Annotated in this window: 14 protein-coding genes; 10 read left to right on the top strand and 4 right to left on the bottom strand. The window is 73.7% G+C overall.

All coding sequences use genetic code 11. The annotated features are described in order from the left end of the window. Positions 1-35: 35 nt before the first annotated feature. Both ABD223_RS07305 and ABD223_RS07300 read left to right on the top strand, forming a co-directional pair. Positions 36-1,670: a sensor histidine kinase gene (locus ABD223_RS07305; protein WP_344035158.1), complete on the top strand. Its 1,635-nt coding sequence runs from the start codon at positions 36-38 to the stop codon at positions 1,668-1,670. Positions 1,671-1,673: 3 nt separating this feature from the next. Further along, complete coding sequence (locus ABD223_RS07300) at positions 1,674-2,324, top strand: response regulator (protein WP_344035157.1); 651 nt, start codon at positions 1,674-1,676, stop codon at positions 2,322-2,324. A gap of 161 nt (positions 2,325-2,485) precedes the next feature. Here ABD223_RS07300 and ABD223_RS07295 read toward each other — a convergent pair whose 3' ends face one another. Continuing rightward, complete coding sequence (locus ABD223_RS07295) at positions 2,486-2,752, bottom strand: GlsB/YeaQ/YmgE family stress response membrane protein (RefSeq protein ID WP_344035156.1); 267 nt, start codon at positions 2,750-2,752, stop codon at positions 2,486-2,488. Between the two features lie 156 nt (positions 2,753-2,908). Between ABD223_RS07295 and dxr the strand changes: the two genes are divergently transcribed. From dxr to map, 6 genes are all read left to right on the top strand, one after another. After that, positions 2,909-4,129: a 1-deoxy-D-xylulose-5-phosphate reductoisomerase gene (gene dxr / locus ABD223_RS07290; protein ID WP_344035154.1), complete on the top strand. Its 1,221-nt coding sequence runs from the start codon at positions 2,909-2,911 to the stop codon at positions 4,127-4,129. Positions 4,130-4,131: 2 nt separating this feature from the next. Beyond that, positions 4,132-5,325 (top strand): M50 family metallopeptidase, encoded by a 1,194-nt coding sequence (locus ABD223_RS07285; RefSeq protein ID WP_344035153.1) that lies wholly within the window; start codon positions 4,132-4,134, stop codon positions 5,323-5,325. 14 nt (positions 5,326-5,339) lie between these two features. Continuing rightward, positions 5,340-6,494 (top strand): flavodoxin-dependent (E)-4-hydroxy-3-methylbut-2-enyl-diphosphate synthase, encoded by a 1,155-nt coding sequence (ispG, locus tag ABD223_RS07280; protein WP_344035152.1) that lies wholly within the window; start codon positions 5,340-5,342, stop codon positions 6,492-6,494. A gap of 49 nt (positions 6,495-6,543) precedes the next feature. After that, positions 6,544-7,398 carry a GNAT family N-acetyltransferase gene (locus ABD223_RS07275; RefSeq protein ID WP_344035151.1) on the top strand — a complete coding sequence of 285 codons (855 nt, stop codon included), beginning with the start codon at positions 6,544-6,546 and terminating at the stop codon, positions 7,396-7,398. 65 nt (positions 7,399-7,463) lie between these two features. Further along, positions 7,464-9,263 carry a penicillin-binding transpeptidase domain-containing protein gene (locus ABD223_RS07270; protein ID WP_344035150.1) on the top strand — a complete coding sequence of 600 codons (1,800 nt, stop codon included), beginning with the start codon at positions 7,464-7,466 and terminating at the stop codon, positions 9,261-9,263. 155 nt (positions 9,264-9,418) lie between these two features. Next, complete coding sequence (gene map / locus ABD223_RS07265; RefSeq protein ID WP_344035149.1) at positions 9,419-10,276, top strand: type I methionyl aminopeptidase; 858 nt, start codon at positions 9,419-9,421, stop codon at positions 10,274-10,276. Here the strand turns inward: map and ABD223_RS07260 are convergent. After that, positions 10,263-10,961: an alpha/beta fold hydrolase gene (locus ABD223_RS07260; RefSeq protein ID WP_344035148.1), complete on the bottom strand. Its 699-nt coding sequence runs from the start codon at positions 10,959-10,961 to the stop codon at positions 10,263-10,265. The two genes, map and ABD223_RS07260, sit on opposite strands and share 14 nt — an antisense overlap. A 42-nt stretch (positions 10,962-11,003) precedes the next feature. On the opposite strand from ABD223_RS07260, the gene ABD223_RS07255 reads away from it, so the two are divergent. Beyond that, positions 11,004-12,524, top strand: coding sequence for a cobyric acid synthase (locus ABD223_RS07255; RefSeq protein WP_344035147.1), 1,521 nt, complete (start codon positions 11,004-11,006; stop codon positions 12,522-12,524). A 36-nt stretch (positions 12,525-12,560) separates the two neighbouring features. Here the strand turns inward: ABD223_RS07255 and ABD223_RS07250 are convergent, their stop codons facing one another. After that, a complete protein-coding gene (locus tag ABD223_RS07250; protein ID WP_344035146.1) occupies positions 12,561-13,463 on the bottom strand; it encodes an EamA family transporter in 903 nt (300 codons plus the stop codon). Positions 13,464-13,536: 73 nt separating this feature from the next. On the opposite strand from ABD223_RS07250, the gene ABD223_RS07245 reads away from it, so the two are divergent. After that, positions 13,537-14,445 carry a LysR family transcriptional regulator gene (locus tag ABD223_RS07245; RefSeq protein WP_344035144.1) on the top strand — a complete coding sequence of 303 codons (909 nt, stop codon included), beginning with the start codon at positions 13,537-13,539 and terminating at the stop codon, positions 14,443-14,445. Positions 14,446-14,645: 200 nt separating this feature from the next. Here the strand turns inward: ABD223_RS07245 and ABD223_RS07240 are convergent, their stop codons facing one another. Continuing rightward, positions 14,646-15,317, bottom strand: a complete 672-nt coding sequence (locus tag ABD223_RS07240) for a FadR/GntR family transcriptional regulator (protein WP_344035143.1) — start codon at positions 15,315-15,317, stop codon at positions 14,646-14,648. Positions 15,318-15,344 lie beyond the last annotated feature (27 nt).

The following is a 15,344-nucleotide window of genomic DNA, read 5'->3' as shown; positions in this document are numbered from 1 at the left end:
GACCGGGGCCCGGGCCTTGTCTACCGTGGTCCGCTGTGACGTCTGTGGTTCATCGGCTCCGGGGAGACCTGCCGGACCTGCGGGTGGCGCCGGCCGAGTTCCTGCGGGAGCACGCCCGGCGCCTCTCCGGGGTGACCCCGTGGCGGGCGGGGCGCGAGGTGCTGGCGGTGCTGGTGCTGCTGGCGCTGGACGTGTTCCCCGGCTGGCTCGGCGGCGACCCCGACCAACCGCTGTGGGTGCTGCTGGCCCTGGGCGGCGGCTACGCGGCGCTGTACCTCGCGCGGCTGATGTTCCCGGCCCTGGCGCTGCTGGGCGGCACCTGGACGGTGTTCAGCACCCGGCACGGGGGCGTGGTGCTGGTCATCATGCTCAGCTACGCCGCCGGCTACCGGATCATCCCCTGGCAGCGCGCACTGCTCACCGCCGTGCTGGCGCTGGCGCTGCACATGCTGGCCTGGGACGTGTCCGCGCCGGGGCTGAACGGGCTGTTCGGGTCGTGGGTGATGCTGACCGTCTACGGCATGGTGGTGGCCCTGCCGTTCCTGGTCGGCCGGTACGTCGCGCAGCGGAACGCGCTGGTCGCGGCGTTGCAGGAACGCGAGGAGCGGGTGGTGCGCGAGCGGCGCATGGTGTCGCGCCAGGTCCGGCTGCGCGAGCGCAACCGGATCGCGCAGGACATGCACGACAGCCTCGGCCACCGGCTCAGCCTGATCTCGGTGCACGCGGGCGCGCTGGCGCTGGACGGCGGGCTGGGCGAGCGCCAGCGCGAGGCGGTGCAGGTGCTGCGCAGCGCCGCGCTCACCGCCATGGAGGAGCTGCGCGGCGTCATCGGCGTGCTGCGGCGCGACGAGGAGCCCGAGGAGGACCCGGTCCGGCGCACCGTGGACGCGATCGACGAGCTGGTCGAGGGCGCGCGGCGGGCCGGGGTGCGGGTGAGCCTGGTGCGCGGCGGGCAGCCGCTCGCGCTGCCCGCGAAGGTCAGCCACGCCGCCTACCGCATCGCCCAGGAGGGCCTGACCAACGCCAGCAAGCACGCGCCGGGCGCGAGCGTCCAGGTGACGGTGAAGTACGAGCCGGACGCGCTGGTGGTGGAGGTCCGCAACAACGCGCCGCGCGCCAAGCCGCCCAAGGGCGCCGGGTTCGGCCTGATCGGGCTCGGCGAGCGGGTGCGCCTGGCGGGCGGGATGCTGCACGTCGGCGAGCCGGCTGCCGGCGGGTTCCGGATCGCGGCCGTGCTGCCCTACGAGGACACCGCCGCGGCCGACGACGAGCCGCCCGACGAGGAGCCCGCCGCGACCGCCAAGCCGAGCGGCATCCGCAAGTGGGCGGGCGTCGGCTCGATCGTGCTGGCCGCGACCGTGGTGGTCGTGGTGGTCGGCGGCTACACGTGGCTGGGCATCCAGCCCACCACCAAGGTCGTCGACCAGCGGCTCTACGAGTCGGTCGAGGTCGGGCAGGCCGAGGCCGACGTGGTGGCGCGGCTGCCCGGCGGCGCGGAACCGCCGGTGGGCGACGTCACGTCGGACGCGTCGCCCGAGCCGCCTGGCGCGAACTGCGTGTACCGCGTGGCGGACGAGCAGTCCTACTCGTCGCGGGCGACGAAGGTCGTGCGGTTCTGCTTCGCGGACGGCAAGCTGATCGAGAAGGAAACCCACCTCCAGGGGATGTGAACGTTGATCCGGGTCCTCATCGCCGACGACGAGCCGCTGATGCGCGCGGGCATCAAGGCCATCCTCGGCACCGCAGACGACATCGAGCTGGTCGCCGAGGCCGGCGACGGGCGGGAGGCCGTGCGGATCGCGCGGGAGCGGCGGGTGGACGTCGCCGTGCTCGACATCCGCATGCCGCGGCTGGACGGGTTGTCGGCGGCGCGCGAGCTGCGGTCGGTGGCGCCCTCGGTGCGGGTCGTGGTGCTGACCACGTTCGGCGAGGACGACAACATCGTCCGGGCGCTGTCGGACGGCGCGGCGGGGTTCCTGCTGAAGGACTCGGCGCCGGAGGAGCTGCTGCGCGCGGTGCGGGCCGTGCACGCGGGCGAGGCGTACCTGTCGCCCATGGTGACCAGCCGGGTGGTCGGGATGGTCGCCCAGGTGGGCCAGCCGCGCCGCCAGGAGGCGATGCGCCAGGTCCAGGCGCTGACCGAGCGCGAGGTCGAGGTGCTGGCGCTGCTGGGGCTGGGCATGTCGAACGCGGACGTGGGCCAGCGGCTGCACATGAGCGAGGCGACCGTGAAGACCTACGTGAGCAGGCTGCTGGCCAAGCTGGGGCTCACCAACCGGGTGCAGGCGGCGCTGCTGGCGCGCGACGCGGGGCTGGCGGGCTGATCGGCGGGGCTCCCGGCGGCGGTCGGGCGCCCACGGGTGGCGCAAACGTTTGCGCGGCAGGTGCCGCGTTCGTGCCCGAACGCGGCGCGGCCCCCACCGACGGGAGTCGGTGGGGGCCGCGCGAGTGGGGCTCGTCAAGCCCGCCGAGGCGGGTGATCAGGTCAAGCCCTGGCCCGCTTGCCGGTCACCAGCCGGTAGACGCCGAGCACGATGAGCGAGCCGAGGATGGCCAGCAGCCACGTGCTCAGGTCGAAGAACGAGTTGATGTCGGAGTTGAAGATCGCACGGCCGACGAAACCGCCGATGATGGCGCCGACGATGCCGAGCAGCATCGTGATGATGATGCCACCGGGGTCACGACCAGGCATGATGGCCTTGGCGATGGCACCCGCGATCAGGCCGAGAACAATCCAACCCAAGATGCCCACGGGGGCTCTCCTTCCTGCGGGCCGCGGCGGGCGGATCCGTCGCGGCGCTTGATCGAGGAGTGCCCACCTTCGAGTGAGAACACGCCTGCGTTACTCTTCTGTTATCAACTACCGCCGTGCGGGGCCCTCAGGCGGGGTCCGGAACAATGGGCGTCGATGAGCACACCACGCACGGTCCTGGTCCTCGGTTCCACCGGCTCCATCGGCACCCAGGCCCTCGACGTCATCGCCGCCAACCGCGACCGCTTCGCCGTCGCCGGCCTGGCCGCCGGGGGCGCGGACCCCGCCGCCCTCGCCGCGCAGGCCCTGGAGGCCGGGGTGGAGGCCGTCGCGGTCGCCCGCGCCACCGCCGTGGAGGACGTCACCCTCGCCCTCTACGCCGAGGCGCAGCGGCGCGGGTACTCGCGCGGCGAGTTCAAGCTCCCGCGCATCCTGGCGGGGCCCACCGCCATGACCGACCTCATCGACTCCACGCCCGCGGACGTGGTGCTCAACGGCATCACCGGCTCCATCGGCCTCGCGCCCACGCTGCACGCGCTCGCCACGGGCGCGACGCTGGCCCTGGCCAACAAGGAGTCGCTGATCGCGGGCGGGCCGCTGGTGCTCAAGGCCGCGAGGCCCGGCCAGCTCGTGCCGGTCGACTCCGAGCACTCCGCGCTGGCCCAGTGCCTGCGCGGCGGCCGCGCCGACGAGGTCGCCAAGCTGGTGCTCACCGCCTCCGGCGGGCCGTTCCGCGGTCGCTCCCGCGCCGAGCTGGACGGCGTCACCGCCGCCCAGGCCCTGGCCCACCCGACCTGGTCCATGGGACCGGTCATCACGATCAACTCGGCCACCCTGGTCAACAAGGGCCTGGAGCTGATCGAGGCGCAGCTGCTGTTCGGCGTGCCCTACGACGACATCGACGTGGTCGTGCACCCGCAGTCGGTCATCCACTCGATGGTGACCTTCACCGACGGCTCCACGCTCGCCCAGGCCAGCCCGCCCGACATGCGCCTGCCGATCTCGCTGGCCCTCGGTTGGCCCGAACGCGTCCCCGGCGCCGCGGCCGCGTGTACCTTCGACGTGGCGACGGCCTGGACCTTCGAGCCGCTGGACGACGAGACGTTCCCGGCGGTGCGGCTGGCCAGGCAGGCGGGTTCCGGCGGCGGGTGCCTGCCCGCCGTCTACAACGCCGCCAACGAGGAAGCCGTCGCGGCCTTCCTCGCCGATGACGCCCCCTTCACCTCCATCGTGGACACTGTGGAGCGGGTGCTGGCGGAGGCGGGCGGCTGGTCGCGGGAACCGGCGGACGTCGCCGAGGTGCTCGCGGCGGAGGAGTGGGCCCGAGCGCGGGCACGGGAACTCGTGGCCACCTCGGTGGGCCACGGGAAGGACTGACAGTGGTCTACTTTTTGGGCATCCTGCTGTTCGCCCTGCTCATCGGCATCTCCATCGCGCTGCACGAGCTGGGGCACCTCGGCACCGCGAAGATGTTCGGGATGAAGGTCACCCGGTACTTCATCGGGTTCGGCCCCAAGATCTGGTCGTTCCGCCGCGGCGAGACCGAGTACGGCCTCAAGGCCATCCCGGCGGGCGGGTTCTGCGAGATCACCGGCATGACCTCGCTGGAGGAGGTCCGCCCCGAGGACGAGCACCGGGCGTTCTACCGGCAGAAGACCTGGAAGCGCGTCGTCGTGCTCTCCGCGGGCTCCATCACGCACTTCATCCTCGGCTTCATCATCCTCTACCTGATGGCCTTCACCCTCGGCCTGCCGAACCTCCGCAGCACCCCCGTGGTCCAGGAGGTCTCCGCCTGCGTGCAGAGCAGCGTCGAGGCCGACTGCGCCCCCGGCGCGCCCGCGCCGGCCAGGGACGCGGGCTTCCTGGCCGGTGACGAGATCGTGGCCGTGGGCGGCGCCGCCACCCCGACCTGGACCGACGTGCTGAAGGCCACCCGCGAGCGGTCCGGGGACACCGAGTTCCAGGTGCTGCGCGACGGGCAGCGGCTGGACCTCACCGTCGACGTCGCCCGCGTGGAGCGGGAGCTGGTGCGCGAGGACGGCTCCACCTACAAGGAGGAAGTCGGCGCGATCGGCATCATCCACCAGCGCAACTTCGAGTACAACGCGCTCACCGCGCTCGGCGGCGCGAGCGACTTCACCGGCGACATGTTCGTCAACACGTGGCACGGCCTGCTCCGGTTCCCGGAGAAGATCCCCGCGGTCGTCGAGGCCATCGCCGGCGGCGAGCGCGACGTGGACAGCCCGGTCAGCGTGGTCGGCGCGAGCAGGCTCGGCGGCGAGGCGGTCGAGCAGGGCCTGTGGCAGTTCTTCTGGATGATGTTGGCCGGCCTCAACTTCTTCGTCGGTGTGTTCAACCTCCTGCCCCTGTTGCCGCTTGACGGTGGTCACATCGCCGTCAACCTCTACGAACGGGTGCGAAACTGGATCAGGAAGCTCCGCGGCCTGCCCGACGGGGCGCCGGTGAACTACCTGCGGCTGCTCCCGCTGACCTACTTCGTGATCTTCGTCGGCGGCGCCATCACGCTGCTGACGGTCACCGCGGACATCGTCAACCCGATCCGGCTCCAGTGAGAGGTGTGCAACCCATGACCGACGGCGTCATGCTCGGTATCCCGGCGATGCCGCCCCCGGTGTTGTCGGAGCGGCGCAAGACCCGCCAGCTCATGGTGGGCTCGGTGGGGGTGGGCAGCGAGTTCCCGGTCTCCGTGCAGTCGATGACCACCACGGTGACCGCCGACGTCAACGCCACGTTGCAGCAGATCGCGGAGCTGACCGCGGCGGGGTGCGACATCGTGCGGGTGGCGTGCCCGTCGCAGGACGACGCGGACGCGCTGGCGGCGATCGCGCGCAAGTCGCAGATCCCGGTGATCGCGGACATCCACTTCCAGCCGAAGTACGTGTTCGCGGCGATCGAGGCCGGGTGCGCGGCGGTGCGGGTGAACCCGGGCAACATCAAGAAGTTCGACGACAAGGTCAAGGAGATCGCCCAGGCGGCCCGCGACCACGACACCCCGATCCGGATCGGGGTCAACGCCGGGTCGCTGGACCCGCGGTTGATGGCCAAGTACGGCAAGGCCACCCCGGAGGCGCTGGCGGAGTCGGCGCTGTGGGAGGCGTCGCTGTTCGCCGAGCACGACTTCCACGACCTGAAGATCAGCGTCAAGCACAACGACCCGGTGGTGATGATCCGGGCCTACGAGCTGCTGGCCGAGCAGTGCGACTACCCGCTGCACCTGGGCGTGACCGAGGCCGGTCCGGCGTTCCAGGGCACGATCAAGTCGGCGGTGGCGTTCGGGGCGCTGCTGCGGCAGGGGATCGGGGACACGATCCGGGTGTCGCTGTCGGCCCCGCCGGTCGAGGAGGTCAAGGTCGGCCACCAGATCCTCCAGTCGCTGAACCTGCGGCCGCGCAAGCTGGAGATCGTCTCCTGCCCGTCGTGCGGGCGGGCCCAGGTGGACGTCTACACGCTGGCCGAGCAGGTGACCGCCGGGTTGGAGGGCATGGAGGTGCCCCTGCGCGTGGCCGTGATGGGCTGCGTGGTGAACGGTCCGGGCGAGGCGCGCGAGGCGGACCTGGGTGTGGCCTCGGGCAACGGCAAGGGCCAGATCTTCGTCAAGGGCCAGGTGATCAAGACCGTGCCCGAGCACCAGATCGTCGAGACCCTCATCGAGGAAGCCATGCGCATTGCCGAAGAGATCGGCGAGTCGGCGCAGGGCGAGCCGGTGGTGACGGTCGGCTGAGCGGGTGTCCGACGCGCGCGACCAGCCGTCCATCTGGCACGCTTGACGCGTGTTGAGGCTCGCTGGCGCGCGGTTGCTCGACGAGCGGGACCTGCCCGAGGTCCTCGCGGTGCTGGCGGCCGACCCGGTGGCGTCCTGCATGGTCGCCTCCCGGGTCGAGGTCGCGGGGCTCGACCCGTGGCGGCTGGGCGGCGAGCTGTGGGCGTACGACCAGCGCTCGCTGCGCGGCGGTCGGATCGACGCGCTGTGCTTCGCCGGGCCGAACCTCATCCCGCTGTGCGGCGGCCCGCCCGCGCTGCGCAGCTTCGCCGACCGGGCCCGCCGCCGGGGCCGGATGTGCTCGTCGCTCGTCGGGCCCGCGGAGCAGGTGCTCGGCCTGTGGGAGGAGCTGACCCCGGACTGGGGCCCCGCCCGCGAGGTGCGCGCCGCCCAGCCGCTGATGGCGCTGGGCGGGGGCCCGGCGATCCCGCCCGACCCGCTGGTGCGGCCGGTGCGGCCCGAGGAGCTGGACCGGTACCTGCCCGCGGCGATCGCGATGTTCATCGAGGAGGTCGGCGTCGACCCGTGCGCCGACGACGGCGGCGCGTCCTACCGGGCGCGGGTGGCCGAGCTGATCGCGGGCGGCCGGGCGTTCGCCCGGTTCGAGGACGGCGACGTGGTGTTCAAGGCCGAGATCGGCGCCATGTCCACCAAGGTCGGCCAGATCCAGGGCGTGTGGGTGCGGCCGGACCGGCGCGGGCGCGGCCTCGGCGCGGCGGGCACCGCGGCGGTGGCCGAACGCCTGGTCAAGGGCCTCGGCCGGACCGCCTCGCTGTACGTGAACTCCTACAACGACGTGGCCAGGGCCGCCTACCGCAAGATCGGCTTCAACCAGGTCGGCGAGTACGCCACCGTGCTGTTCTGACACCGGCCCCGGAGCGCCGCGAACCGGTCGAAACCCGATAGTTGCGGACGGGCATACTCGGCGACGTGATCCCGCGCACGGTGGCCCTCTCCGGGGTCGTGCTGCTGCTCGTCGGCGGCTGTGGCCTGTTCTCCTCCCGACCGGGCCCCGATGAGGTGGCGAACGACTTCCTGACCAGGGTCGTGAACGGGGACCTCGACGGCGCGGCGGCCGCCACCGACGACCCCGGCGGCGCCAGGGACCTGTTGGGCAAGGTGCGCGAGGTGCTCAAGCCCACCGGCCTGCGCGCCGCCGTGGAGCAGGTCCGCGCGTCGGGGGAGTCCGCGACCGCCGAGGCGGACGTGAAGTACGACTGGGACCTCGGGCACGGGCACGCGTGGAGCTACCAGGCCCGGCTGGAGCTGCGCCGCGAGGAGGACGCCTGGAAGGTGCGCTGGGCGCCGTCGCTCGTGCACCCGAAGCTGGGCGCGCAGCAGGTGCTGGGCCTGGTCGAGGTGAAGCCCGACCCCGCGCCCGTGCTGGACCGCGACGGCGTGCCGCTGCTGTCGCCCGAGGTCGTCGTGTCCGTGCTGCTCGACCCCGGCGAGGCGGGCGACCTGGACGCGGTCGCCGGGTCGCTGGCCGCGGCGCTGTCCCCGATCGACGCGGCGATCACGCCGCGGTCCATCACCGAGGGCGCCTCGAACGCGCCCTCCGGGCAGGTCTACCAGGTGGCGGCGCTGCGGGACGCGGACTACCAGAGCGTCAAGCCCGCCATCTACGACCTGCCCGGCGTGCGGTTCACCTCGCAGAAGACGCTGCTCGCGCCGTCGCGGACGTTCGGCTCCCAGGTGCTGCCCGCGGTGCGGCGGTTCGTGGAGGAGGACATCGCCGGTCGGGCCGGCCTGCGCGTCTACACCGTCAACGCGGCGGGCGAGGAGGTGGAGACCCTGCACGAGCTGCTGCCCGAACCCGCGCGGGCCATCCGGACCGTGCTCAGCCGGACCGTGATGACGGCCGCCGAGGACGCGGTGGAGCCGGTGCCCGGCGCGGCGATGCTCGTGGCGCTGTCCGCGTCGACCGGCGACGTGCTGGCCGTGGCGCAGAACGGGCCGGCCGACGCCGAGGGCGCGGTGGCGCTGACCGGCCAGTACCCGCCCGGGTCGACGTTCAAGGTGGTGACCGCGGCGGCGGCCCTGGCGTCGGGGAGGGCGACCGCCGACAGCCCCGTGCCGTGCCCCGGGCGGACCACCGTCGGCGGGCGGCGGATCGTGCCGAACGACCGCGAGTTCGACAAGGGCACGATCCCGCTGCGCACGGCGTTCGCGGTGTCGTGCAACACGACGTTCGCGCAGCTCGCCGCCGAGATGGCGCCGGACGAGCTGACCAGGACCGCCGACTCGTTCGGCCTCGGCGTCGACTTCGGCATCCCGGCCGTCACCACGATCACCGGCTCCGCGCCGCCCGCGACCGACGTGGTGGAGCGCGCGGAGGACGGCTTCGGCCAGGGGAAGGTGCTGGCCAGCCCGTTCGGCATGGCGCTGGTGGCGGCGACGGCGGCGTCGGGCGAGGCGCCGGTGCCGTCGGTGCTGGCGGACCGGGAGACCGAGGTGCGGCGCAAGCCCGCGCCGCCGTCCCCGGCGGTGTTGGAGCCGCTGCGGGCGATGATGCGCGAGGTGGTCGAGTCGGGGTCCGCGCCGCAGCTCAAGCCGTTCGGCGACGTGCGCGGCAAGACGGGCACGGCGCAGTTCGGCGACGGCACCAACTCCCACGGCTGGTTCATCGGCTACCGGGGCGACGTCGCCTTCGCGACCCTGCTGCTGGGCACGAACTCGTCGGTGCCGGCGGTGGAGGCGTCGGCGCGGTTCCTGGGCGCGCTGGGCTGACAGGTGCGCGAGTGGCTCGACGCCCGGCCCGACGCGCGGCGGGTCGGCGGCTCCCTCGCGCGGGTCGAGCTGATCCGGGCCGTGCGGCACGGGGTGGAGGGGTTCGCCCACCGGGGGTGACCGCGCCCTTCCCGTCGCGCCGTAACCTGGAGGGCATGTCCGTGCGTGCCGTCCTCCAGCCAGGTGTGCAGTCCCCGCGCCGTCCCGTGCCCTCCCAGATCGAGCGGCCCGAGTACGTCGACCGGCCAGAACCCAGGCGCAACACCGATCCCTGGGTGCAGCCGCCGGAGGTCGTCGAGGCGATGCGCGTGGCCGGCCGCCTCGCCGCGCAGGCCCTCCAGGAAGCGGGCAAGGTCATCGTGCCCGGCGTCACCACCGACGAGGTCGACGCGGTCGTCCACGAGTTCCTGTGCGACAACGGCGCCTACCCCTCGACGCTGGGCTACCGCGGGTTCCCGAAGTCCTGCTGCACCTCGCTCAACGAGGTCATCTGCCACGGCATCCCCGACTCGACCGTGGTCGAGGACGGCGACATCGTCAACGTCGACGTGACCGCCTACATCGGCGGCGTCCACGGCGACACCAACGCCACCTTCCTCGCCGGCGAGGTGCGCGAGGAGGTCCGGCTGCTCGTCGAGCGCACGCACGAGGCCACCATGCGCGCCATCAAGGCGGTCAGGCCGGGTCGGCAGCTCAACGTCGTGGGCCGCGTCATCGAGGCCTACGCCAACCGCTTCGGCTACGGCGTGGTCCGCGACTTCACCGGCCACGGCATCGGCCGCACCTTCCACAGCGGCCTGGTCGTGCTGCACTACGACGCGCCGCACGTCCCGACGGTCATCGAGCCGGGCATGACGTTCACCATCGAGCCGATGATCACCCTCGGCGGCATCGAGCACGACATGTGGGACGACGGCTGGACGGTCACCACCCGCGACAAGAGCTGGACCGCCCAGTTCGAGCACACGATCGTGGTGACCGAGGACGGCTCGGAGATCCTCACCGTCTGCTGAGCAGCGGGACCAGCGCCGCCGCGACCCGCTCGGGCGCGGTGGCGGCGGCCAGGTGGTGCGCGTCGAGCGACACCACCGGCCAGCCCAGCGACCGGGCGGCCTCGGCCGCGCCGTCGTAGGTCCGGCTGAGCCGCAGGTAGGAGCACGCCCCGGTCCACGGGACGGTGGGCCGGGGCTCCTTGAGGAACGCCAGCGGCACCTCCGGGGCCTCGGCGACGATCTCCTCCAGCAGCCGCACGTCGGGCACCATCGCCGACAGGGCCTCGGGCGCGAACCAGAGGTCCCAGCGCGGCATCAGGCCGGCCCGCGAGATGGTCTTCAGCCGGGCCATGCGCTCCGGGGGCGCGCCGTCGCGCCAACTGCGGCCGGGCGTGGGCAGCTCGGCGTCGAGGAACACCAGGCCGCGCACGGTCGTCTCCAGGGCGTCGGCGAACGCGGGCAGCAGCGGACCCGCGCCGCTGTGCCCGACGAGCACCAGCTCGCCCTCCACGCCCGCGTCCTCCACCGCGTCGGCGAACACGCCGAGCAGGCGCTGGTGCACCGGCGCGGCGTTGACCGTGACCCGCAGGTCGAGCAGGAGCACGGGGTGCCCCAGCTCCTCCAGCGCCCCGGCGAGGGGCCGGAGGCTGGCCGGTCCGAGGTAGGGGCTGTGCACCAGGACTGCGGTGGCGGGCTGGTCGACCATGACGTGGATGATGTCAGCCTGGACCGACAGCGGGGGGTGTTCGTGCGAGGTGCGTTGCTGGTGGCCGGGACGACCTCGGACGCCGGGAAGAGCGTGCTGGCCGCCGGCCTGTGCCGCTGGCTGACCCGGCGGGGCGTCAGGACGGCGCCGTTCAAGGCGCAGAACATGTCCAACAACTCGGTGGTCACCCGGGACGGCGGCGAGATCGGCCGCGCGCAGGCGCTCCAGGCCGCCGCGTGCGGGCTGGAGCCGAGCGTGCGGTTCAACCCGGTGCTGCTCAAGCCGGGCGGTGACCGCAGCTCGCAGGTCGTGGTGCTGGGCAGGGCGGTCGGCGAGGTGTCCGCGCTGTCCTACCGCGAGCGCAAGGCCGAGCTGTTCACCACGGTGCTGGCCACGCTGGAGGGGCTGCGCGCCGACCACGACGTGGTGATCTGCGAGGGCGCGGGCTCGCCAGCCGAGATCAACCTGCGGGCGAACGACATCGCCAACATGGGCCTGGCGCGGGCGGCGGACCTGCCGGTGCTGGTGGTCGGCGACATCGACCGCGGCGGCGTGTTCGCGCACCTGTTCGGCACCCTCGCCCTGCTCGACCCGGCCGACCAGGCGCTGGTCGGCGGGTTCGTGGTGAACAAGTTCCGCGGCGACCCGGAGCTGTTGCGGCCGGGCCTGGAGCAGCTGCGCGCCCTCACCGGGCGGCCCGTGCTCGGCGTGCTGCCGTGGCGCGAGGAGCTGTGGCTGGACGCCGAGGACTCCCTGTCCTACGCCGCCGACGGCGTCATCGGCCGCCCCGAGCCGCCGCGCGGCGACCAGTGGTTGCGGGTGGCCGTGGTCCGGCTGCCGCGGATCTCCAACGCGACCGACGTGGAGGCGCTGGCCTGCGAGCCGGGCGTGTCGGTGAGGTTCGTCACCGAGCCGTCCCGGCTGGCCGACGCGGACCTGGTGGTCGTGCCGGGCTCGAAGGCGACCGTGACGGACCTGGCCTGGCTGCGCGCCACGGGCCTGGCCGACGCGATCACCGCGCACCCCGGCCCGGTGCTCGGCGTCTGCGGCGGGTTCCAGATGCTCGGCGGGCGCGTGTCGGACGAGGTCGAGTCGGGGGCGGGCGACGTGCCCGGCCTGGGGCTGCTCGACGTGGACGTGCGGTTCGAGGCGGACAAGACCCTGGACCAGCCGCGCGGCACGGCGTTCGGCGAACCGGTGACCGGCTACGAGATCCACCACGGGCGGGTGGTCCGCAACGCGGAGGAAGGCCTGGTCACCCTCCCGGACGGCACGCCGGAGGGCGCGCTGCGCGGCCGGGTCGCCGGCACCCACTGGCACGGCCTGCTGGAGAACGACGCGTTCCGCCGGGCGTTCCTGCGGTGGGCCGCGGGCCACGCGGGCCGCACCGGTTTCACGCCCGCGCCGGACACCTGCTTCGCGGGTCGCCGGGAGGCGCAGCTCGACCTGCTCGGCGACCTGGTGGCGGACCACCTGGACGCGGACGCGGTGTCGGCGCTGCTGGAGCGCGGCGCGCCGGCGGGCCTGCCGGTCGTCCCACCGGCGGGCGCGCCACCCGTGTGACGGGACCCGGTGGTGTCGGGCGACCACCGATCCGGCTCAGCGAACCGCCGCGGGTTCGTCGACCACCGGGGCGGGGGTCGCGGGCGAGCGCCGCCGCACCGTGGCCGCGGCCATGCCCAGCACCACCAGGCCCGCGCCGGCCAACCGCGTCGCCGTGGTGGTCTCGCCGAGCAGCAGCCACCCGGACAGCATCCCGGCGACCGGCACCAGCAGCGCGAACGGCACCACCGCGCTCGCCTCGTACCGGCGCAGCAGGAGGTTCCACAGCCCGAAGCCGAGCAGCGTCGACACCCACGCGACGAACAGGACCGCGCCGACGCCCGTCCAGCTCAGCGCCCGCAGCGCGGCCAGGTCCGCCGCCGCGCCCTCGAACACCAGCGACAGGCCCAGCAGCGGCGGCACGGCCACCGCGCTCACCCACACGATGAAGTTCAGCTGGTCCGGCGGCTGGGCGCGGCGGGTGGCGACGTTCGCCAGGCCCCACGCCACCGCGCCCAGCACCACGAGCAGGAACGCCGACAGCGGGCCGCCCACGCCGTAGTCCAGGGCGATCACCACGATGCCCGACGCCGCCACGGCCATCCCCGCCAGCTGCGCGGGTCGGGGCCGCTCGCGCAGCAGCAGGGCCGCGAACAGCACGGTGAAGAACACCTGGCTCTGGAGCACCAGCGACGACAGGCCGGCGGGCATCCCGGCGGCCATGCCCAGGAACACCAGCCCGAACTTGGTCACGCCCAGCGCGAGCGCCACCGCGACGACCCACCGCCACGCCACCTTGGGCGGGCCGACGAACAGCAGCGCGGGCACGGCGGCGGCCAGGAACCGCAGCGCGGAGAAGAACAGCGGCGGGAAGTCGCGCAGCCCCACCTTGATGACGACGAAGTTGACGCCCCAGATGGTGGCGACGAGCACGGCGAGGGCGACGTGGCGTGGCTTCACGCGGACCACTCTCGACGCCACGACCGTTTAGCACTAGCAATTAGTTCTAAGGCTTTTGGTTTAGCATGGCTACATGTTGGATCTCGGTCGGCTGCGCGCCCTGCACGCCGTGGCCACCCACGGTTCGGTCGGCGCGGCGGCGGTCGCGCTCAACTGCACGCCCTCGGCGGTGTCCCAGCAGATCGCCAAGCTGGAGCGGGAGACCCGCACCGCGCTGCTGGAACGCCGGGGTCGCGGCGTCGCGCTCACCGACGCGGCGCACCTGCTGGCCGGCACCGCCGGGCAGGTGCTGGCGCTGGTCGAGCGCGCCGAGGTGGCGCTGGAGGAGCAGCGCGGCGAGGCGGTGGGCCGGCTGCGCGTCGGCGCGTTCGCCACGGCCGCGCGCGGCCTGCTGCCCGCCGCCCTGGTGTCGCTCGCCCGCGACCACCCGCGGCTGGACCTGCGCGTGGTCGAGCTGGACCCGCCGGACGGCCTGGAGGCGGTGGCGCGCGGCGAACTGGACCTGGCCGTCACGCACGACTGGGTCAACGCGCCGCTGCCCGTGCCCGAGCCGGTGTCGCGGACCCGCCTCGGCGAGGACGTCGCCGACGTGCTGCTGCCCGCGGCGCACCCGCTGGCCGACCGGTCGGCGGTGACGCCGGAGGACCTGGCCGGCGAGCGGTGGATCTGCCAGCCGGAGGGCACGATCTGCCACGACTGGCTGGTCAACACCTTCCGGGGCGCGGGCCGGGAACCCGACCTGGCGCACCGCGTCGCGGAGTACGAGACGCAGTTGGCGCTGCTGGCCCGGGGCATCGGGGTGGCGCTGCTGCCCCGGTTGGGCCGGGGCGCGCTGCCGGAGGCGGTGCGCGCGGTGCCGTTCGTGCCCACGCCGACCCGTCGCGTGTTCGCCGTCTGGCGCACCCAGGCGGGTCGCCGACCCGCTGTCACGGCCGCCCTCGCGGCCTTGCGCGGCTGCTGGGAGCAGCGCGAAACGGCCTGAGGCGACGGCGCGGCGCAGTGCCCTCCCGCCCCGCCCGCCCGGGGTGACCGCCCGTGGTGACCGCCGGGTGGAACGCCTGCTCCGGGGCGCCTGCCCGTGGAACGCCTGCCCGGGGCGGCCGCCGGGTGTGCCGACTCGCGGGTGGACCGAGTCACCGGGGGCCTCCCGCGACGACCGCCGCTGCGGGCCCCGTCCCGGTGTCAGCCCTTGTGGCGCTCCAGCAGGTCCTCCAGGAACCCGCCCGCCTCGGCGGCGGCGCGCGCGGGGTCGCGGTCGCGCACCGCGTCCAGCAGGCCGGTGTGCGACACGTGCTCGTCCTCGTGGTCGGTCTCCACGGTGGCCGTGATGCTGGCCCGGACCGCCTCGGTCAGGCCCTGGTACAGCTCGGCGAGCAGGGTGTTGTGCGAGCACTGCACCAGCAGCACGTGGAACGCGGTGTCGCGCTCGACCAGCCGGGCCCAGTCCTTCGCGACCAGCGCCTCGTCCCGCTGGTCCAGCAGCTCCGCCAGCCGGTGCAGCTCGTCGTCGGTGCGGTGGACGGCGGCCAGCCGCGCGCCCTCGACCTCCAGCGTCCGGCGGACCTGGAGCACCTCGCGCAGCTCGCTGCCGCACATCCGGCGGACCGCCCCGGACAGCTCGCTGGTGGCGCGGACGAAGGTGCCGTCGCCCTGGCGGACCTCCAGCAACCCGGCGTGGGAGAGCGCGCGCACCGCTTCCCGGACGGTGTTGCGGCCCACACCCAGGGCGGTGACCAGCTCTGGCTCCGGCGGGATGCGGCGACCCACCGGCCATTCACCGGCGGCGATCGCCCCCCTCATCTGGTCGATCACCTGGTCGACGAGCCCGGCCCGCCGAGTAGTGGCCAATGGCACAGGTCCATCCTTTCATCCGAACATCCC

The organism is Saccharothrix xinjiangensis, from assembly GCF_039527585.1.
Taxonomy (GTDB): Bacteria; Actinomycetota; Actinomycetes; order Mycobacteriales; family Pseudonocardiaceae; genus Actinosynnema; species Actinosynnema xinjiangensis.
This window is presented reverse-complemented; position numbering and strand designations above follow the sequence as displayed.